The organism is Amycolatopsis sp. w19 (assembly GCF_051373225.1).
Classification (GTDB): Bacteria; Actinomycetota; Actinomycetes; order Mycobacteriales; family Pseudonocardiaceae; genus Amycolatopsis; species Amycolatopsis japonica.
The window spans coordinates 44,588-63,343 of the sequence record NZ_JBPQFM010000034.1 but is presented as its reverse complement, the minus strand read 5'-3'; the positions used below and the strand labels follow the sequence as shown (position 1 = coordinate 63,343).

Genomic DNA, 18,756 nt, shown 5'->3' with positions numbered 1-18,756 from the left:
CGGCAGCAACGGCTCGATCACCGCCCATGCCTTATCCGTCAACTCACCACGACCAACCACACCCGCAATCCAACCGAACCCCAGCTAGATCACTTACAGGACACGCCCTAGTGCCCGAACTGGAAGAGCTGTGCCGCCGGCATCCGTTCCGCGAGCACCTGCACCGACAGCTGATGCTCGCGTTGTACGGCGTGGGGCGGCAGGCGGACGCGCTTGACGTGTACGACCGGCTGCGACGTGCGTTGGACGAACAGCTCGGTGTCGGGCCGGGCCCGGCCCTGCGCGAGTCGCACGCCGCGCTGCTCCGTCAGGACACCTCATTGGACCGGCCAGCGGCACCACTCACCGCCGAGCCGAACAGGTTCTGCACCACCGGCTCCGGTGCGCGGATCGCTTACAACGCCACCGGCCGGGGCTCCCCGCTGGTGATCCCGCCTGCCTGGATCGCGTCGCTGGAGCTGGGTTGGGAAGACCCGGGACTACGCGCGTTCTACGCACCGTTGGTGGCCGGGCACCGGGTGATCCGCTACGACATGCCGGGCACCGGGTTGTCCGGGCCGGTTATCCCGCCGCGGTCGCTGGACAGCGAGGTCGAAGCGTTACGCACGGTCGTCGACGCGGCCGTGCGGAGCGGGTGTCGCTGCTCGGTGTTTCGATGGGCGCGCCGGTGGCGCTGGCGTTCGCGGCCCGCCACCCCCACCGAACGGATCGTCTCGTTCTGTACGGCGGGTACGCCGACGGCGGCACCATCGCGCCCGCGTCCGCCCGGCGGGCGTTCGTGGGGCTGGTCCGCGAGAACTGGGGCCTCGGCACCGAACTGCTCGCCGATGTCCTGATGCCCGACGGCGACGCGGCATCCCGCGCGCGGTTCGTCCGGATGCAGCGCGCGACGGCGTCCGCCGAGGCGGCCGCCGGGTTGCTGACCACATGCTATGGATTCCGCGTCACCGAACTGTTCGACCAGGTCACCGTCCCGACCTTGGTGCTGCACCGGCGAGAAGACCGGGCCATCCCGTATGCCTCGGGCAAAGAACTCGCCACCCGCATCCGGGACGCCCGGTTCGTCGCGTTGGAGGGCCGCAGCCATCTCCCCTATGTCGGAGACGCGCCCGCGGTCGTGAACGCGATCGTGGACTTCCTCGCCGACCCGGTCAGGCTTCCTGGCGCTTGACCAGATGCCGCCCGGCCCACCAGGCGATCTCCACCAGCACGATCCCCACCCCGGCACAGGCGAAGGCCGACATCGTGTACGCGCTCACGCTCGGGTCCAGCGCGAAGAACTTCTGCGTGAACGGGATCAGGAACAGCGCGAGGGTCAGCACGACCATCCCGCCGATCAGCAGGATCTTCCACCACCGGTACGGCCGCGCGACGATCCCGAGCACCCACAGCGCGATCGTGATGAGGGTGATCAGCGCCGTCGTCCCCGCCTGGATCTTGTCCAGTTCGGACTGACCGGATCCCTTGTACACCAGCAGATAGCTCACGAAGGTCGCGGTGGCGATGACCAGCCCGGCGGGCACGGCCATCCGCATCACCCGGCCGACGAAACCGGTGCGGGCGCGTTCGTTGTTCGGCGCCAGCGAGAGCACGAAGGCGGGCAGGCCGATCGTGAACCACGCGGTGATCGTGATGTGCCTCGGCAGGAACGGGAACGGCACCTGCGCGATGCCGACCATCAGCGCCAGCAGTACCGAGTAGACCGTCTTGGTGAGGAACAGGTTCGAGACACGCTCGATGTTGCCGATCACCCGCCGCCCCTCGGCGACGACATGCGGCAGGGTGGCGAACTTGTCGTCCAGCAGCACGATCTGCGCGACCGCGCGGGTGGCCGGGCTGCCTGCGCCCATCGCGACGCCGATGTCCGCGTCCTTCAGCGCGAGGACGTCGTTCACGCCGTCGCCGGTCATCGCGACGGTGTGCCCCTTCGACTGCAGCGCACCGACCATCGCGCGTTTCTGCAGCGGCGTCACGCGGCCGAAGACGGCGCGATCCTCCACCGTGTCGGCCAGCTTTTCAGCGTCCTCCGGCAGCTTTCGCGCGTCGACGGGCTTGTCCGCGCCCGGCAGGTCCAGGGTGCCCGCGACGGCGCCCACCGAGATGGCGTTGTCGCCGGAGATGACCTTGACTGCGACGTCCTGGTGCGCGAAGAAGTCCAAAGTGTCCTTCGCGTCGGGGCGGACCTTCTGCTCCAGCACCACGAGCGCGACCGGTTCGATGTCGCCGGGGCCCTCGGCCGCGTCGACGGCCCGTTCGGCACGTCCGAGCAACAGGACACGCAGACCGCGCGAGCCGATCTTCTCGGCTTCCGCCCGGTGCTCGCCCTCGGGCAGCAGGACGTCGGCCGCGCCGAGCACCCAGTCGCCGTCGCCGCCGAACGACGCGCCACTCCACTTGCGCGCCGAGGAGAACGGCATCGTCGTGGAAACGCGCCAGCCCGGATCGGTCCGGTACGCCTCGGCGATCGCCTGCAGGCTCGCGTTCGGGCGGGGGTCGGCGGCGGCGAGAGCGGCCAGCGCGTCGTCCACCGGGTGGCCCGGCGTGATCTCGCGGACGTCGGAAAGCCGCATCGCGTTCTCGGTCAGCGTGCCGGTCTTGTCCGCGCACACCACGTCGACTCGGGCGAGACCTTCGATGGCCGGCAGTTCCTGCACCAGGCACTGGCGCTTGCCCAGCCGGATCACGCCGACCGCCAGCGCGACACTGGTCATCAGCACCAGACCCTCGGGCACCATCGGCACGAGCGCCGCGACCATGCCGCGCAGCGCGTCCGGCCACGCCTGGTCGCCCGCGAGCTGGTTGTAGATGGTCAGCGCGCCCGCCGGGATCAGCAGGTACGTGATGAACTTGAGGATCTTGTCGATGCCTTGGCGCAGCTCCGACTTCACCAGGGTGAACTTGCTGGCCTCCGCGGCCAGTTTCGCCGCGTAGGACTCGTCGCCGATGATGTCCGCGCGGTAGGTGCCGCTGCCCGCGACGACGAAGCTGCCGGAGAGCACCTTGTCGCCGGGCTGCTTGACCACCGGATCGGATTCACCGGTCAGCAGCGACTCGTCGACCTCCAGCGCGTCGGCCGTCAGTGCCGGGCCGTCGACGACGATCTTGTCGCCGGGCCCCAGTTCGACGAGGTCCCCGAGCACGACGTCTTCCGGGGCGATCTCGGCGCTCTGGCCGTCACGGCGGACGGTCGGCTTCGCCTGTCCGACGATCGCGAGCCGTTCCAGGGTCCGTTTCGCGCGGAGCTCCTGGATGATGCCGACCGCGCTGTTGACGATGATCAGTCCGCCGAACAGCCCGTCGATGAAATACCCCGTCGACAGGATGAGCACGAACAGCACACCGTAGATCGCGTTGATCCGGGTGAAGACGTTCGCGCGGATGATCTCGCCGGTGGTCCGGCTGGTCTTCGTCGAGACCGTGTTGGTCTGGCCCGCGGCCACCCGCTGGGCGACCTCTTCGCTGGTGAGCCCCCTCGAGGCGTCGGTCAGCAGGGCCGGCTGATCTATTGCCATGCCGCGACTCTATTCCGCCCGGCCCACGCCCGCGTCAGCCTCGGGGACCATGTCGTCCCTTACTTCAGCATCTTTCGTGTTCGGGGTTGGTGCCGCCGTCGGTCGTGTCGACGCGCCACGACCCGCTCTCCAGCCGCAGAGGCAGCACCAGCCGCCACCGGATGCATCCCTCGGGCAGGTACACCGGCGCGTCTTCGACGTCCTGCGTGCTGGTGAACGCGACGAGCACCCGGAGCGTGCTCGGCGCGCCCGGCTCGATGCGATAGACGAGGATGCTGCCATCCTTAGTGGACTGGAAGTCCTTCTTCCACTCCGCCGAGGTCTTGCTCTTGGCCCGGTCACGGCTGACCACCGAAGTCCACTTCGGATAGTCACGCTCGTTGATGGAATCGAAATACCCCTGCAGTACCTGGCGGACGCTCTGGTACTGCGGATGCGCGAAGACGTCGGGGGTCACTTCGACGACGGGGGAACCGGGCTGTTGCTCCGGGGCGACCGACGTCGGCGACTCGCTGACGACCGGCTGGGTGGGCTCGGCCTCCGGGCGCGTGTAGAGATCGCGTGCCAGCAACCCGACGCCGACGGTCAAGGAGATCACGACCACGAGGACGGGGATCAGCCACCGCTGGCGAGAGAGGGGGCGAGGCTGGGCGGTCACCCTGAAAGGTTAGCCGCCCGCCTCTTCCGTCTTCACCGGCGTCTACCCGACTTGGTGCAGCCAGGTGACCGGGGCACCGTCACCGGCGTGCCGGTACGGTTCGAGCGCTTCGTCCCAATTGGCGGCGAGGAGCTCGTCGAGCTTGTGCGCCAGCGATTCGCCGGAGCGGACCTTGCTCACCAAGGCGCGCAACTGGTCCTCGCCCACGACGATGTCGCCGTTGGCACTGGTCCTGCCGTGCCACAGGCCGAGGCCCGGAGCGAAACAGAACCTCTCCCCGTCGACCCCCGCACTGGGCTCTTCGGTGACTTCGAACCGGATCATCGGCCACGCCTTGAGCGCGGACGCCAGCTTTCCGCCGGTGCCCGAAGGCGCACGCCAACCACATTCGGCGCGGAGCTGTCCTGGACTGGCGGGCTGCGCCGTCCACTTCAACTCGACTCGGGCACCCAGGGTGCCCGAAATGGCCCACTCGACGTGCGGACACACCGCAGACGGCGACGAGTGGACGTACACCACGCCACGGGTGTTGCCACGGGTGCTCACTGCTGACCTCCGCTACTCGACGAGGGGCGTCTTCCCCTACGACCTCGCGAGCTGCGCTGGTCAGGTGGCTCGTGCCGCCTCCCGGTACGCGTGAGCACATTGTGCACCCCAACTGTGCTGTTTGGCCACATGAACACCACAAGTCGCACCTGATTGGGACGCGAGACTCCTGCGAAGGCCCCCTTCTTTCGGCTGAGCCGAAGAAAAGATCCCTTCACGCGGGTTAACCCGGGGACGGCAATTGTGCCCCCATGCCGTGAAGGCCTCCTTCCCTACGCTGAGGGTAGGGAAGGAGGCCTTCACGGACTTGGCTCAGCCCTGGGCGCCGAGGGACTTCGCCGCGGCGAAGGTGTCGACGAGACCCGTGCCCTTGTCGAAGCTCGACGTGTACGGCCCGGCCGCGACGTACGGCGAACCGTTGGCGAACTTGTACGCGGTGCCCTTGATCGCGGCCTCGATGTCGGCGGGGCTCGCGTTCGGCGCGACCTGGAACAGCTGCGCGACGATCCCGGTGATCTGCGGCGCCGCCATCGAGGTCCCGCTGATCACGTTGTAGGTGGCGAGATCCAGGAGCCCCGGGCCGTTCTTGGGCTGCAGGCCCTGCGTGCAGATCGGCTGCGTCGGCCGGCACGACGACAGGATGTTCTCCCCCGGCGCGGAAACGTCGGGCCAGCTCGCCTGGCTGCTCTTGAGACCACGCGAGGAGAAGTCGGAGACCGTGCCGTCACGGGTTTCGGTCCCCTGGTCGTTGAACGACGCCACCGAAAGCACGCCCGGCGTCTGGTCCTGCCCCGGCGGGTTGGAGAGGTTCGCCGACCCGTCGCCGCCGTCGTTCCCGTTCGCCCACACCGTGACGACGCCTTCCGCGGCGAGCGCGCGCTGCAGCTTCACCGTCGCCGAGTTCGGGTCGAAGGCGCCACCGCCGCTGGGACCGTAGGAGTTGTTGGTCACCTTGATCGGCGGGCACACCGACGCCGCGACGCCCGCACCGCACGGCGCCTTGTGGTTCTCCAGCACCCAGTTCAGCGCGGCGTCCGTGCCCAGGACGAGCAGCGCGGCCCCGGTCGAAACCGAGACGATCTTCGAGCCCGGTGCCGAGCCGCCGACCTTGGTGCCGTCGGCCAGCGTCAGCCGGTTGCCGGCGGCGATGCCGGTGACGTGCGTGCCGTGGCCGCCCAGGGAGAGGGTGTCGGTGTCGACGGAGGTCGGGACGTCGACGATGCAGTTCGTCGCCGTGCCGTCGAGGCAGAGGCTCTTGAGGCTGCGCACCACCCGCGTCTTGCCGTCGGCGCCCTTGAACGCCGGATGCGTCGGGTCGACCCCGGTGTCGATGATCGCGACGGAGACGCCCTTGCCGTCCACGGGAGCGCCACCGGCGTCCTTGAGCTGAGTCTGCGTCTGCAGGCTCCGCGTCGCCGTGGTGCCGGCGCTGCCGTGCGCCTTGAGCTTCTCGTTGCCTTCGACGTAGGTGACCCCGGCGGCCTTGCGCACCGTGCGCACCTGGTCGGCGGTGCCCCGGACGGCGACAACACCGATCTTCCCGAACGAGGTGATCTTCGTGAGCCCGGCCGAGCGGGCGGCACGTTCGGCGGTGGCGACGTCGTCGGCGTGCACGAGCGCGGTCACCCCCGCGGTGCCGGTGACGGCCGAAAGGAGGCGGGCGAGTCCGGGGGCGACGGGTGCCGACGGTCCCGCGGCCTGCGCGGGGACCATCCCCGCGGCCGGGACGGCGAGCAGGGCGACGACGAGCGCGGCGCGTCGACGCCAGGGTCGAGATACGGCCATTGCGTTTCTCCTGGTGACAGGGGGCAAGGAACTGTCACCTACCAACGAGTACCACCCGGACGGGTGACGGTGCTCACGTGCATTACAACTTTTCGGAGCAACGTCACGGCGCCTACCTGGGACGTGTCGTGCCGTTAGTCCGGATGGAGGCGCTAGTTTGTGCAGCGAGACCGACGAGATGGGGAGGGGTTCGGTGCGACTCGTTCGCCTCGCTCAACAGCCGTCCCGGGTGGCCGAGGACGTCCGCGCCGCGCTGGCTTCACTCGGCCGGGGCAGCAACGTCGTCGGCGGGGTCGCCCTGATCGGCGCCAGCCCGGTCGAGGGACGGCCCGTCGAGGCCGTCGTGGTCATGCCGAAGGGTGTCCTCATCGTCATCGGTGTCGACCTGCCGGACCCGGCCCTGAAACTCGAAGCCCCGCTCGGCGGACCGTGGAAGGCCGACGGCTGGCCGCTGGTCCACGGCGACACCTCGATCAACCCGGCCACGGACGCGCTCTCGCTGTCCGCCGCCTGCACGCACAAGATCGCGGACGTCGCCCCCGGCGCCGGGCCGATCGGCACGATCATCGCCGTCGGCCCCTACGTGGAGACGGTCGACCAGCCGGCCGCGGATCTCGCCGGTTCGGTCCGCGTCCTCTACCCGACGGCGACGACGATGCTCGCCGCGACGGTGTCCCTGGCCACCGCGCCCCGCCCCCGCTCGGTCCAGCAGGCGCGGGACCTGATCGCCGCGCTCGCCCCGGACGCGCCGCCGATGCCCGAGGAGATGTTGCTCGGGGAGGGTTTCAGCGCCTACTCCGACGACGAGCCGACGGTGATCCGCGAGAACCCGCTCGTCGCGATCGCGCCGACGGTTCCGGTCCAGCATCCGGGGAAGGGGAAGAGACCGGCGAAACCGGCCGCGCCGCCCGTTCCTCCCGCCAAGCCCGCTCCGCCCGTTCAGCAGGCCGCTCCCGAGAAGCCGGTTACCCCGGCCCGGCAGACCCCGCCGCCGGCGGCCGCTGCTCCCGCACCCGCCGAGCCCGCCCCGAAGTCGCCGCGGCAGTCCAAGACGGTGAAATGGCTTCCGGTCGCCGCGATCGGCCTGCTCATCGTGTTGCTGGTCGCGGCCATCAGCGTGGCTTCCGGCGGCGACGACACCGCGTCCACCCAGACTCCCCCGCCGCCGACCCCGGCGACCAGTCCCCCGCCGCCGAGCAGCAGCGCGGTGGAGAACATCCAGTTCACTTCGCGGGCGTCGGCCGCGGACCAGAAATGCGCGTCCCACGCGTATGGCGACGTCCAGTCGAGTCTTCAGCAGACGAGTTGCTCGACGGTGAAAAGGGCCAGCTTCGCCAGTTCCATCGACGGCCGTGCCGCGGCGGTGACGATCGCCGTCGTGGAATTCCCGAACACGGAGCAGGCGAACGCGTTCAAGGCCATCGCCGACAATCCCGGCGGTGGCGGCATCCTCGATCTCGCCACCGAGACCAACCAATGGCAGGGCGAAGTGCCGGTGTTCGAGGGTGCCGCCTACCAGAGCAGCCTCGACGGGAAATCGGTCCGGTTGATCCAGGTGGTGTGGCTGCCGGGACCGTCCACTCCGGACGATCCCGGCCTCGTGCGCGGCGCGAAGGCCGCGCTCGAACTGCCTGTCAACGGTTAGAGGCCGTACGCCTCAAGCAGGCGCAACCACACTTCGCTGATCGTGGGGAACGACGGGACCGCGTGCCACAGCCTCGGCAGCGGGACCTCCCCGACGATCGCGATCGTCGCCGAATGCAGGAGTTCGGCGACGTCCTGCCCGACGAAGGTCGCGCCGACCAGGACGTCGCGTTCGGTGTCGACGACGAGGCGCGCCTTGCCCGCGTAACCGTCCGCGTGCAGTGACGAACCCGCCACCGCGATGTCGATGTCGACGACGCGATGCGGTTTGCCCTCCTCGGGTCCGGCGAGCCCGACCGACGCGACCTCCGGGTCGGTGAAGACGACCTGCGGGATGGCGTGGTGGTCGGCCGTGGCGCTGTGCGCGCTCCACGCGGCGGAATCGACGGGCTTGCCCGCCGCCTGCGCGGCCACCGAGTCACCCGCGGCCCTGGCCGCGTACTTGCCCTGATGGGTCAGCGGCGCCCGGCCGGTGACATCCCCGACGGCGAACAGCCAGTCACCGTCCACAGCGGACACACGGCCGTTGTCGTCGGTCGTGAGCGGCGCGCCCGCTTCGAGCCCGAGCGTCTCCACACCGAGTCCGTCGGTCGCCGGGCGGCGGCCGGTGGCGACGAGCAGTTCGTCGACGACCAACCGGTCGCCGCCCTTCAACGCCAGTTCCTTACCACCGTCCACAGCGGACACGGAGTCGAGACCGGAGCCGGTGTGCACGGTGACGCCGGCTTCGCGGAGCCCCGCGATGACGGCGTCGCCCGCGAATTCCGGCAGCCGCGGCAAGGGACGCGCCCCCGAGATGATCAAGTGGACTTCGGCGCCGAGCGTGGCGAAGGCCTGCGCCATTTCGACTCCGACGACACCGCCGCCCAATACGCCGAGGCGGCGCGGGACCGCTTCCGCCGAGGTCGCCTCACGCGAACCCCACGGCGAAATCGTGTCCAGCCCGGGGATCGACGGTATCCGCGGAACACTGCCCGTGGCGACGATCACGGCGTGCCGCGCGGTCAGCTCGTCACCTCCGTCGACCGTGACCTTCCGCTCACCGGTGATCCGGCCGTGCCCGCGGATCGGGACGATCCCGGCTCCCTCGGCCCACTTGACCTGACCGGTGTCGTCTCCCTTGCCGGTGAACCAGTCCCGCCGCGCGAACACCGCGGCCGGGTCGACCGCGTCGCCCACCGGGACACCGGGTACCCGTTTGGCGGCGGCGAGGAGGTTCCCCGGCCGCAGCAGCGCCTTGCTCGGAATGCAGGCCCAGTAAGAACATTCGCCGCCGAAGCGTTCGTGTTCGACGAGCGCGACCTGAAGGCCGCCTCGTGCCGCCCGTTCGGCGGCGACCTCGCCGACCGGGCCGCCTCCGATCACGATCACGTCAAAAGTCTGTGCTGACATGCATTCAGCGCACACCACCGCGCAGCTTCGCGCAACCTGCCGCTATCCTCGTGTCGCTGCGTGAGTCATCAGCCGCGGGTTCAGGTTTCACCGTGCCGGTTACGCAGTAGAACGATCGAGCGCGGGAGGTTTTTCATGGCCAGGAACACTGCTGTGCATTTGCTGGATGATCTGACCGGCGAGGCGGCCGAGGAAACGGTCGCTTTCGGTTTGGACGGAATCGCTTACGACATCGACCTTTCGGCCGACAACGCCACCGCACTCCGGGAAATCCTGCGTGCCTATGTGGAGAACGGCCGCCGGATCGGCGGACGCAAACTGCGGCCGCGGGTCGTGCAGCGCCCCAAGGGCGCGCGGGTGTCGAAGTCGACCCCGAAGACCGCGGCCACCGCGGCGAAGGCCGAGGCGAAGACGGCCGCGAAGCCGGGCCGCAAGCCCGCCGCCAAGGGCGTCGCCGGGCGCAAGCCCGCCGCCGCCAAGAAGGCCGCCGCGCCCAAGGCGGAGGCGAAGGCTCCCGCCAAGACCACGGCGAAAGCCACCGCAGCCAAGGCGAAGACGACTCGCGGCGCGGCGGCGAAGACCACGGCGGCCAAGGCTCCGGCCGGCCGAGCGAAGGCCGCGGCCGCGGCGAAGACCCCGGCCAAGACGGCGGCGAAGGCCACCGCCAAGACAACGGCCACGAAGGCCGCTCCGAAGGCCGCCGCCGCGAAGACGACCGCCGCCAAGGCTGCGCCGAAGGCCGCGGCCAAGGCTCCGGCGAAGAAGGCCACCGAGCCGAAGAAGACCACGCGTGCCGCCCGCAAGGTGCCCGCCGTCACTTTCTCGGCCACCGAAAAGTAATTCATCGAAAAAGGCCCTTTCGCGATATTCGCGAAAGGGCCTTTTTTTGTTTCAGTTCATTTACGCTGAGCGCCCTCGGCATGCCATTCCGGGTAGTGGTACCGCGTGTGCTGGAGCGAGCGGTGCCACTCCAGCTCCTCGTCCGAGGGCTTCCGGGTGACGAGTTCACCCAGTTGCGCGGCCGCCGCCACGCGGACGGCGGCCGTGACGTCGGCAACACCTTTCCGCAGGCCGTGCTCGGCGAGCGACGCGACCCGGCTCCGGTGGGAATCGAGCGGACGGGGATCCGCGGGTGCCGAAGTGAGGTACCGGCCGACCCGTTCGGCGGCGGTCGAAACGAGCAGGGTGGAATGCGCGAGCAAGCCCGTTCGCGTCCGGAAGACGGCGAAACCGCACAGCTTCGCGTCACCGACGAACAGACCTCGATCACCGAGCCGCGACGGCAGCCCGAGTTCGGCCACCGTCGCGGTCATCAGTTCCCCGAGTGCTTCGAGCGGTCTGTGCGACGGTCCCGGCAGGACTAACGTGATGTTCAGGTTGCCGGGATCGTGGAACACGGTGCCGCCACCGCTGGCCCGGCGCAGCACCGGGACGCCGTCGCTCGCGCAGACATCGGCCTTGACCTCGCGTTCGATCTTCTGCCCCCGCCCCACGACCACACAGTCGGTGTTGCGCCAGATCCACAGGACCGGCGCCTCCGGTGCGGCGCGCAGGAGGGCTTCGTCGAACGCGAGGTTGTCGGCCGGGTCGTCGAACGAGGCGACGACTTCCGAAGGACCGATCACAGTGCTTTGAGTTCCTCCACGATCTCGCCCACCGACGATTTGGCGTCGCCGAAGAGCATGCTTGTCTTCGCATCGTAGAAGAGCTCGTTGTCGATGCCGGCGAAGCCCGAGCTCATCCCGCGTTTGAGCACGATCACCGACCGGCTGTGGTTCACCTTGAGGATCGGCATCCCGTAGATGGGCGAGCCCGGATCGGTCTCCGCGGCCGGGTTCGTGACGTCGTTCGCGCCGATCACCAGCGCGACGTCGGTCTGGGCGAACTCGGAGTTGATCTCGTCCATTTCCTTGAGCTGCTCGTACGGGACGTCGGCCTCGGCGAGGAGCACGTTCATGTGCCCCGGCATCCGGCCCGCCACCGGATGGATGGCGTACGCGACCGTGATCCCCTTGGCCTCCAGCAACTTCGCCATCTCGCGGACGACGTGCTGCGCCTGCGCGACGGCCATGCCGTATCCGGGCACGACCACGACCTTGTTGGCGTACGCCATCTGGATCGCGGTGTCGGACGCGCTGGTGCTGCGGACCGGCCGGACTTCGCCGGAGCCACCGCTCGCGACCGCCGTGCCGCCGCCGAACCCGCCGGCGACGATGGCCGGGATCGACCGGTTCATCGCCTTCGCCATCAGGTTCGTCAGGATGGAACCCGAGGCGCCGACGATCATGCCGGCCACGATCAGCGCGGTGTTGTCGAGCGCGAGCCCCATGGCCGCCGCCGACAAACCGGTGAGCGCGTTCAGCAACGAGATGACGACCGGCATGTCCGCGCCGCCGATCGGCAGCACGACCACCACGCCGAGGACGCCGGCCGCGACCAGCAGGCCGATCATCAGCAGTTCTGCGTCGCCGCCGCTCGCGATGACGACCGCGAGCACGATCGCGGCGATCAGCACCAGCGCGTTCACCGGCTGCTGCAGTTTGCCCAGGGTGATCGGGCGGCCGGAGATGAGCTCCTGCAGTTTCCCGAACGCGATGTTCGAACCCCAGAAGGACACCGATCCGACGATCGCGGCGAACAACGACGCGATCGCGACGTACGCCGGCTCGTGCGCGTAGCCCTCGGTGGTGCGGAACTCGACCCACGCGATGAGCGCGACCGCCCCGCCGCCGACGCCGTTGAACAGCGCCACCATCTGCGGCATCGCGGTCATCTTCACCTTGCGCGCGGACGGCACGCCGACGACGACACCGATCGCCACGCCGAGCGCGATGAGCAGCCAGTTGCTCATGCCCGGGGTCAGCAGCGTCGCGATCACCGCGATGCCCATGCCGACGGCGGCGATCCAGTTGCCGCGCACCGCGGTGCGCGGACCGGTCAGGCCCATGAGGCCGTAGATGAACAGGGCGAAGGAAATGATGTAGAGGACGGCGATGAAGGTCGTCACTTGTCACCACCGTCTTCCGGCTTCTTCGCCTTGAACATCGAAAGCATCCGGTCGGTGACGAGGAAGCCGCCGACCACGTTGATCGTGCCGAAGGCGATCGCGATCACCAGCAGGACCTTGTTCAACACGCCGTCCACCCCGAGGCCGAGCACGATCAGCCCGCCGAGCAGGACGATGCCGTGGATGGCGTTGGTCCCCGACATGAGCGGAGTGTGCAGCGTGTTGGGCACCTTGGAAATGACCGTGAAGCCCACGAATCCGGCGAGTACGAGGATCGCCAAACTGCCGACGAGCATCACTCGCCTCCTTCTTCTTTTCCGGCGACACAGGCCCCGGCGACGATCTCGTCGGAGAAGTCGAGCGCGAGCTTGCCTTCGGAGTCGACGAGCAGTTCCAGCAACTCGGTGACGTTGCGTGCGTAGAGCTCGCTGGAATGCGCGGGCATCTCCGCGGCGAGGTTGAGCGGCGAGCAGATGGTGACGTCGTGCTCGACGACCTCCTCACCCGGTTTCGTCAGCTCGCAGTTACCGCCGGACTCACCCGCGAGGTCGACCACGACCCCACCGGCGGGCATCCCCTTCACCGCGTCGGCGGTGACGAGGATCGGCGCCTTGCGGCCGGGGACGAGCGCGGTGGTGATCACGGCGTCGAACTTCGTGATCGCCTCGGTGAGCCTGCGTTGCTGCTCGGCCTTTTCCTCGTCGGTCAGCTCGCGGGCGTACCCGCCTTCGCCGACCGCCTCGATGCCGAGGTCGAGGAATTTCGCGCCGAGCGACTTCACCTGCTCGCCGACCTCGGGCCGGACGTCGTACCCGGTGGTCTGCGCGCCGAGCCGTTTCGCCGTCGCCAAGGCCTGCAGCCCCGCGACACCGGCGCCGAGCACGAGCACCTTGGCCGGGGGCACGGTTCCGGCGGCGGTGGTGAGCATCGGGAAGAAGCGGGTGAGCTTCTCCGCGGCGAGGAGGACGGCGCGATAGCCCGCGACGCTGCTCTGCGACGACAACGCGTCCATCGCCTGCGCGCGGGAGATCCGTGGGATCGCCTCGACGGCGAAGGCGCGGACGCCCGCCGCTTCGAGCGCGGCGATCCCCTCGGGATCACCCCTCGGATTCAGGAAGCCGATGAGGATGGTGCCCTGTTTGAGCTTCGCGACTTCGGCCGCGCTCGGAGGCGCCACCTTCACCACGATGTCGGCATCCCACGGATCGCCGATCACCGCGCCCGCCTGCTCGAAGGTCTCGTCGGCGAGCAGCGCGCCGGCGCCCGCGCCGGGCTCGACCACCACCCGCAGTCCGCGTCCTGAGACGCGCTCGATGAGTTTCGGTACCAGCGCGATGCGGCGTTCACCTTGTCCGGTTTCCCGGACCACGCCGACCGTGAGCTGCTCGTTCTCTGCCGCCACAGGCGACCTCCTCGCTGGAGAGGACCACACGAACCCGCACTGTTTACCACGTCCGGCCGACAACTTTCCTGGCTGAACGTATCCGGACGGCATCTTTCCGTGACATCACTCATCACGATCGATCCAGCCATCGATCCAGGTGCGCGACGTCATATGCGCGCTATGGCAACGGTTTCCGCATCACGGAACGCTGCGCCAGTTCGGCACGCCCAGGAAGATCAGCCGCAGCCGCCGTTCGGCCGTGCGCACGATCTCGTCGTCACGCGAAGGTGTTTCGAGCAGCTCCAGCACCGTCGTGAGCATGGTCGTCACGATCAGGTCGGCGAGCAGGTGCAGATCTTCGGTGCTCCAGTCGCGGAGGAAGTCGAAACGCGCGAGGTCGACGGCGAGTTCGCTGACGAAGAGCTTGAGTTCGAAGCCGATCGCCTGCCGGACCGGGCCGGTACCGCCGTAGCGCTCCCTGGTCAGGAAGTGGAAATGGTCCTCGTGCGCCCGTACGTGCTCACGCAGGATGCGCACCGACGAGCGGATCATGTCGTTGTACGCCGACGGCCTCGTGCGCGCGGAGCGGATCATCGTGCGCAAGGTGCGCATCGACTCCTCGACCAGCGCCACGCCGAGTTCGTCCATCGACGCGAAATGGCGGTAGAACGCCGTCGGCACGATCCCGGCCTGTTTCGCGACCTCCCGCAGGCTGAGCCCGGAGAACCCGCGTTCCGCGACCAGGTCGAGCGCCGCGTCCAGCAGTGCCTGCCGGGTGCGCTGCTTGCGTTCCTGCCGGGAAACGGGCTCGGTTGTCACGACGGACAGCGTAATCGCCTCCGCGCTATCACCCACGTCACATCGCCCTCCTCTCGCGTTGACAAGCGGGATCTTCACCACTTCACTATTCAGTGTACAAGCGTTCACTGAATTTGGGAGAAGTGATGACGGCACTGGTACCGCGCAGGGCCAGGCGGCTGGCCTCGCTGGCCGAGGCCCTGCTCACGCCCCACGGCATGGACCGCTACCTCGAACTCGTCGACCCGATGCTGGTCCGCCGCGAGATCCGCGGCCTGGTCACCGGCGTCCGGCGGCAGACACCCGACACGGTCACGCTGACCATCCGGCCGAGCCGGGCCTGGCGTGGCCACCTCGCCGGCCAGTACGTGCGGGTGACCGTCGAGATCGACGGCGTCCGCCGCACCCGCTGCTACTCACCCGCCGGTTCGGAGCACGACGGGACACTGGAACTGACCATCAAGGCCGACCCACAGGGCCTGGTCTCGCGACACCTGAACCGCACGGTCACCCTCGGTTCGGTGCTCGGACTGTCCACTGCGGACGGTGAGTTCACCCTGCCTTCGCCGAGGCCGCGGCGGATCCTGCTGCTGAGCGGCGGAAGCGGGATCACGCCCGTCCTGTCGATGCTGCGCACGCTGGCGGACGAGAAGTTCGAGGGCGATCTCGTCTTCCTGCACTACTCCAACGGCGCCGAAGACGCCCTCTATCGCACCGAACTCGCAGATCTCGCCCGCCGCCTGCCCGGCCTGCGGGTGGTACACGCGTTCACTCACGCCAAAACCGGCGGCGACCTGCACGGCTTCTTCTCGAAGGAGCACCTCACGGAGGCCGCTCCGTGGTACCCCGACGCCGAAACCTTCCTGTGCGGTCCGAAGCCGTTGATGGACTCGGTCCGCGAGGTCTTCGAGGCCGACGGCATCGGTGCACATCTGCACACCGAGGAGTTCACCCCGCCCGCGCTCACCTTCGACATCGAGAACGCCGAAGGACAGGTGCGCTTCGCACGCAGCGGCCGCGAGGTCGCCAACTCCGGGAAACCGTTGCTGGAGCAGGCCGAAGAAGCGGGACTGAGCCCGGAACACGGCTGCCGCATGGGCATCTGCTTCTCGTGCACGCAGATCAAGACCTCCGGTTGCGTGCGCAACGCCAAGACCGGCGAGACCTCCAGCGAAGAGAACGAAGAGATCCAGCTCTGCATCTCCGTCCCGGTCGGGGACGTCGAGATCAACGCTTAGAAAGGAGCAGGCCATGACCGGCTTGCAGGACAAGCTGACCCCTCAGCAGGTCGAGGACTTCGGCCGCGAACTGGACGAGATCCGGCAGCGGATCGTCGCCGACCTCGGCCAGGTGGACGTCGACTACATCCACAACGTCATCAAGACCCAGCGCGCGCTCGAGGTCGCAGGCCGTGGCCTGCTGTTCGCCGGATTCTTCCCGCCCGCCTGGGTCGCCGGCGTCGCCGCGCTCTCGGTGGCGAAGATCCTCGACAACATGGAGATCGGCCACAACGTCATGCACGGCCAGTACGACTGGACGCGCGACCCGGCGCTGAGCTCCCAGCAGTTCGAGTGGGACACCGTCGCGCCTTCGGAGAACTGGCGCCATTCCCACAACTACATCCACCACACCTACACGAACATCCTCGACAAGGACCGCGACATCGGTTACGGCGTCCTGCGGATGGACCCGGCGCAGAAGTGGAATCCGTACTACCTGGGCAACCCGGTGTACGCGACGCTGCTCGCCCTGTTCTTCCAGTGGGGCGTCATGCTGCACGACCTCGAGTTCGACCGCGTCGTCAAGGGCGAGCGCAAGTGGTCGGACAACAAGGAGGTCGGCCTGAAGATGCTCAAGAAGGCCGGCCGTCAGGTCGGCAAGGACTACGTGCTCTTCCCGCTGCTGACCGGTCCGCTCGCGCCGCTGACCTTCCTCGGCAACGCCACCGCGAACCTGACGCGCAACCTGTGGGCGTTCTCGATCATCTTCTGCGGGCACTTCCCCGCCGACGTCGAGAGCTTCACCGAGGAGGAGACCGAGAACGAGTCGCGTGGCCAGTGGTACCTGCGGCAGATCCTCGGCTCGGCGAACATCACCGGCGGCAAGCTGTTCCACGTCATGACCGGGAACCTCTCGCACCAGATCGAGCACCACCTGTTCCCGGACATCCCGGCGCGCCGCTACCCGGAGATCGCGGGCGAGGTGCGGGCGATCTGCGAGAAGTACGGCCTGCCGTACAACACCGGTCCCCTGCACAAGCAGCTGTTCTCGGTGGCCAAGAAGATCGTGAAATTGGCCCTTCCGTGGAACGGTGAGCCCCGCACCCCGGCTACCGTGGAGAGCGACAAGACCCTCCGAGCGGCTTAAGGTGTCTGACATGGTCGGTCAGTTCGAAAGCACCAAGGACGTGGTCCAAGAGGTCACCGAGTCCGCGGCCACCCACATCGGCAACATCGCGACGATCATCACCGGCGCGATCCGGGACATCGCCCGCGAGACCGGCGACTGGCTGACGGACGTCATCGAGATGCGCGAGGCGTCCCAGCGGGCGCAGGCGGACGAGAGCCGCGATTCGGATTAGCCCCAAGGGCGTCTCAGTACCGCGCCGGTCGCAACTTCCCGAGTACATGAAGGCCCCCTTCCTTGCGCCTGGCGCAAGGAAGGGGGCCTTCATGTACTCGGGTGGCAAGGGGCTCCGGTATCGAGCCCCGAAGACTAGGGAAACCTGGATGGGCACGAGGCGGGTGGCCACGGCAAGCTGAAGCCGTGATCACCCGCCTCGCCCTGCCTGGACGCGTCCTCGGCGCACAGCTGAGCCGCGCGTACTGGGGCGAACTGGCCTGGGTGATCATCGGCGCGCCGCTGACGCTGGCGTTCGTGGTGCTCGTGGTCCTCGGGCTGATCCTCGGGGCGGGCCTGAGCCTGCTGACCATCGGGGTCCCGGTGCTCATCGGCGTCCTGGCGGGCGCGAGGCTGATCGGGATCGCCCACGTCGGCCTGGCACGTGCCCTCCTCGGGACGACGGTCACCCCGCCCGCCCGGCCCGAACTGCGCCCAGGTCTCTGGAACGCCGTCAAAGGCAGGCTCGGGGATCCGCTCGGCTGGCGGTCGATCGCCTATCTGGTGATCCGGCTGCCGCTGTCGTTGATCGAGTTCTTTCTGGTCGCGACCCTGGTCGTGTACGCGGTGAGCACGCTGAGCTATCCGCTGTTCTGGTTCACCCTGCACGGCGACGCGATGCCGACGTTCGACCTGCGCGTCGACACGTGGCCCCTCACGCTGCCGCTCGCCGCCACCGGACTGGCCGTCCTGCTGGCGATGCCGTGGGTGGTCCGCGGTCTCACCGAATTCGACCGGTTGCTGGTGCGCGGCGTCCTCGGCGCCGAGGACCTTTCGAAGCGGGTGCGCGACCTCGAACGCAGCCGCGCGACCGCGGTCGACGACGCGACCCGGCGGCTGCGCCGGATCGAACGCGACCTGCACGACGGCGCGCAGGCGCAGCTGGTCGCGCTGGCGATGAAGCTCGGCATCGCGAAGGACGAACTGGCGGGCGACGGCGACATCGAGCAGGTCACCGCCCTGGTCACGGCCGCGCACGCCAACGCGAAACAGGCACTCGTCGAACTTCGCGACCTCGCCCGCGGCATCCATCCCGCCGCGCTCGACGCCGGACTCGACGTCGCGCTGTCCACTTTGGCCGCGGGCTCGGGCATCGACGCGCGGATCGCCGTGGACCTGCCGAGCAGGCCGTCCCCGTCGATCGAGACCATCGCCTACTTCACCGTCGCGGAACTGCTGACGAATGCCGCCAAACACACTTCCTCCGCGATCGAGGTCGACGTGGGTATCGTCGGCGACGACCTGCGGCTCGTGGTGCGCGACGGCGGCGAAGGCGGGGCCCGGCCGGTACGCGGCGGAGGGCTCGCCGGGATCGCCGAGCGGCTCGCGACGGTGGACGGCGGGCTCGACATCGACAGCCCTCCTGGAGGGCCTACGGTGATCAGCGCGGAAATACCATTACGGAAATAGG

Annotated in this window: 17 protein-coding genes and 1 pseudogene; 8 read left to right on the top strand and 10 right to left on the bottom strand. The window is 68.7% G+C overall.

Features of this window, described 5'->3' with window-relative positions; translation table 11 throughout:
- Positions 1-26 precede the first annotated feature (26 nt).
- Positions 27-293, top strand: a pseudogene (locus ACSMFO_RS37715) (AfsR/SARP family transcriptional regulator); the annotation flags it as partial.
- Between the two features lie 362 nt (positions 294-655).
- Positions 656-1,171 carry an alpha/beta fold hydrolase gene (locus tag ACSMFO_RS37710; protein ID WP_436462245.1) on the top strand — a complete coding sequence of 172 codons (516 nt, stop codon included), beginning with the start codon at positions 656-658 and terminating at the stop codon, positions 1,169-1,171.
- Here ACSMFO_RS37710 and ACSMFO_RS37705 read toward each other — a convergent pair.
- The 4 genes from ACSMFO_RS37705 to ACSMFO_RS37690 all read right to left on the bottom strand — a co-directional run bounded on the left by ACSMFO_RS37705 (position 1,152) and on the right by ACSMFO_RS37690 (position 6,501).
- A complete protein-coding gene (locus tag ACSMFO_RS37705; protein WP_436462244.1) occupies positions 1,152-3,512 on the bottom strand; it encodes a cation-translocating P-type ATPase in 2,361 nt (786 codons plus the stop codon). The two genes, ACSMFO_RS37710 and ACSMFO_RS37705, sit on opposite strands and share 20 nt — an antisense overlap.
- 64 nt (positions 3,513-3,576) lie before the next feature.
- Positions 3,577-4,170: a hypothetical protein gene (locus ACSMFO_RS37700; protein WP_038510033.1), complete on the bottom strand. Its 594-nt coding sequence runs from the start codon at positions 4,168-4,170 to the stop codon at positions 3,577-3,579.
- Between the two features lie 42 nt (positions 4,171-4,212).
- Positions 4,213-4,716, bottom strand: coding sequence for a DUF3145 domain-containing protein (locus tag ACSMFO_RS37695; protein WP_016336127.1), 504 nt, complete (start codon positions 4,714-4,716; stop codon positions 4,213-4,215).
- Between the two features lie 312 nt (positions 4,717-5,028).
- The gene (locus ACSMFO_RS37690) at positions 5,029-6,501 is read right to left on the bottom strand and encodes a S8 family peptidase (RefSeq protein ID WP_436462243.1); all 1,473 of its coding nucleotides are present in this window, start codon (positions 6,499-6,501) and stop codon (positions 5,029-5,031) included.
- A gap of 193 nt (positions 6,502-6,694) precedes the next feature.
- Between ACSMFO_RS37690 and ACSMFO_RS37685 the strand changes: the two genes are divergently transcribed.
- Complete coding sequence (locus ACSMFO_RS37685) at positions 6,695-8,146, top strand: hypothetical protein (protein WP_436462242.1); 1,452 nt, start codon at positions 6,695-6,697, stop codon at positions 8,144-8,146.
- Here ACSMFO_RS37685 and ACSMFO_RS37680 read toward each other — a convergent pair.
- Positions 8,143-9,516: a dihydrolipoyl dehydrogenase family protein gene (locus tag ACSMFO_RS37680; protein WP_436462241.1), complete on the bottom strand. Its 1,374-nt coding sequence runs from the start codon at positions 9,514-9,516 to the stop codon at positions 8,143-8,145. The genes ACSMFO_RS37685 and ACSMFO_RS37680 overlap by 4 nt on opposite strands.
- 156 nt (positions 9,517-9,672) lie before the next feature.
- Here ACSMFO_RS37680 and ACSMFO_RS37675 point away from each other — a divergent pair, with 156 nt between their 5' ends.
- Positions 9,673-10,377, top strand: coding sequence for an Lsr2 dimerization domain-containing protein (locus ACSMFO_RS37675; RefSeq protein WP_436462240.1), 705 nt, complete (start codon positions 9,673-9,675; stop codon positions 10,375-10,377).
- A 56-nt stretch (positions 10,378-10,433) separates the two neighbouring features.
- Here ACSMFO_RS37675 and ACSMFO_RS37670 read toward each other — a convergent pair whose 3' ends face one another.
- The 5 genes from ACSMFO_RS37670 to ACSMFO_RS37650 form a co-directional block, all read right to left on the bottom strand.
- Positions 10,434-11,162, bottom strand: a complete 729-nt coding sequence (locus ACSMFO_RS37670) for a lipoate--protein ligase family protein (protein ID WP_436462239.1) — start codon at positions 11,160-11,162, stop codon at positions 10,434-10,436.
- Positions 11,159-12,544, bottom strand: a complete 1,386-nt coding sequence (locus ACSMFO_RS37665; protein ID WP_073849013.1) for an NAD(P)(+) transhydrogenase (Re/Si-specific) subunit beta — start codon at positions 12,542-12,544, stop codon at positions 11,159-11,161. Before ACSMFO_RS37665 ends, ACSMFO_RS37670 begins: the two co-directional genes overlap by 4 nt.
- Positions 12,541-12,840, bottom strand: coding sequence for an NAD(P) transhydrogenase subunit alpha (locus tag ACSMFO_RS37660; RefSeq protein WP_016336134.1), 300 nt, complete (start codon positions 12,838-12,840; stop codon positions 12,541-12,543). The genes ACSMFO_RS37665 and ACSMFO_RS37660 overlap by 4 nt, the downstream gene beginning before the upstream one ends.
- Positions 12,840-13,946, bottom strand: coding sequence for a Re/Si-specific NAD(P)(+) transhydrogenase subunit alpha (locus tag ACSMFO_RS37655; protein WP_436462238.1), 1,107 nt, complete (start codon positions 13,944-13,946; stop codon positions 12,840-12,842). Before ACSMFO_RS37655 ends, ACSMFO_RS37660 begins: the two co-directional genes overlap by 1 nt.
- Positions 13,947-14,126: 180 nt before the next feature.
- The gene (locus tag ACSMFO_RS37650) at positions 14,127-14,783 is read right to left on the bottom strand and encodes a TetR family transcriptional regulator (protein WP_016336136.1); all 657 of its coding nucleotides are present in this window, start codon (positions 14,781-14,783) and stop codon (positions 14,127-14,129) included.
- Between the two features lie 89 nt (positions 14,784-14,872).
- On the opposite strand from ACSMFO_RS37650, the gene ACSMFO_RS37645 reads away from it, so the two are divergent.
- The 4 genes from ACSMFO_RS37645 to ACSMFO_RS37630 all read left to right on the top strand — a co-directional run bounded on the left by ACSMFO_RS37645 (position 14,873) and on the right by ACSMFO_RS37630 (position 18,755).
- Positions 14,873-15,964, top strand: a complete 1,092-nt coding sequence (locus ACSMFO_RS37645; RefSeq protein ID WP_436462237.1) for a ferredoxin reductase — start codon at positions 14,873-14,875, stop codon at positions 15,962-15,964.
- A gap of 13 nt (positions 15,965-15,977) precedes the next feature.
- On the top strand, positions 15,978-17,093 hold the full coding sequence (locus tag ACSMFO_RS37640) for a fatty acid desaturase family protein (protein WP_436462236.1): 1,116 nt from the start codon (positions 15,978-15,980) through the stop codon (positions 17,091-17,093).
- Between the two features lie 10 nt (positions 17,094-17,103).
- Positions 17,104-17,307, top strand: coding sequence for a hypothetical protein (locus tag ACSMFO_RS37635; RefSeq protein WP_038510010.1), 204 nt, complete (start codon positions 17,104-17,106; stop codon positions 17,305-17,307).
- A gap of 185 nt (positions 17,308-17,492) precedes the next feature.
- Positions 17,493-18,755 (top strand): sensor histidine kinase, encoded by a 1,263-nt coding sequence (locus tag ACSMFO_RS37630; RefSeq protein ID WP_436462235.1) that lies wholly within the window; start codon positions 17,493-17,495, stop codon positions 18,753-18,755.
- The last annotated feature ends 1 nt before the right edge of the window (position 18,756 follow it).

What these genes read in the sequence shown, in the direction of transcription:
- ACSMFO_RS37710 (WP_436462245.1), top strand. Translation starts at nt 656, where the DNA reads ATGGGCGCGCCGGTGGCGCTGGCGTTCGCGGCCCGCCACCCCCACCGA.
- ACSMFO_RS37705 (WP_436462244.1), bottom strand. Translation starts at nt 3,512, where the DNA reads ATGGCAATAGATCAGCCGGCCCTGCTGACCGACGCCTCGAGGGGGCTC.
- ACSMFO_RS37690 (WP_436462243.1), bottom strand. Translation starts at nt 6,501, where the DNA reads ATGGCCGTATCTCGACCCTGGCGTCGACGCGCCGCGCTCGTCGTCGCC.
- ACSMFO_RS37675 (WP_436462240.1), top strand. Translation starts at nt 9,673, where the DNA reads ATGGCCAGGAACACTGCTGTGCATTTGCTGGATGATCTGACCGGCGAG.
- ACSMFO_RS37660 (WP_016336134.1), bottom strand. Translation starts at nt 12,840, where the DNA reads ATGCTCGTCGGCAGTTTGGCGATCCTCGTACTCGCCGGATTCGTGGGC.
- ACSMFO_RS37645 (WP_436462237.1), top strand. Translation starts at nt 14,873, where the DNA reads ATGACGGCACTGGTACCGCGCAGGGCCAGGCGGCTGGCCTCGCTGGCC.
- ACSMFO_RS37640 (WP_436462236.1), top strand. Translation starts at nt 15,978, where the DNA reads ATGACCGGCTTGCAGGACAAGCTGACCCCTCAGCAGGTCGAGGACTTC.
- ACSMFO_RS37635 (WP_038510010.1), top strand. Translation starts at nt 17,104, where the DNA reads ATGGTCGGTCAGTTCGAAAGCACCAAGGACGTGGTCCAAGAGGTCACC.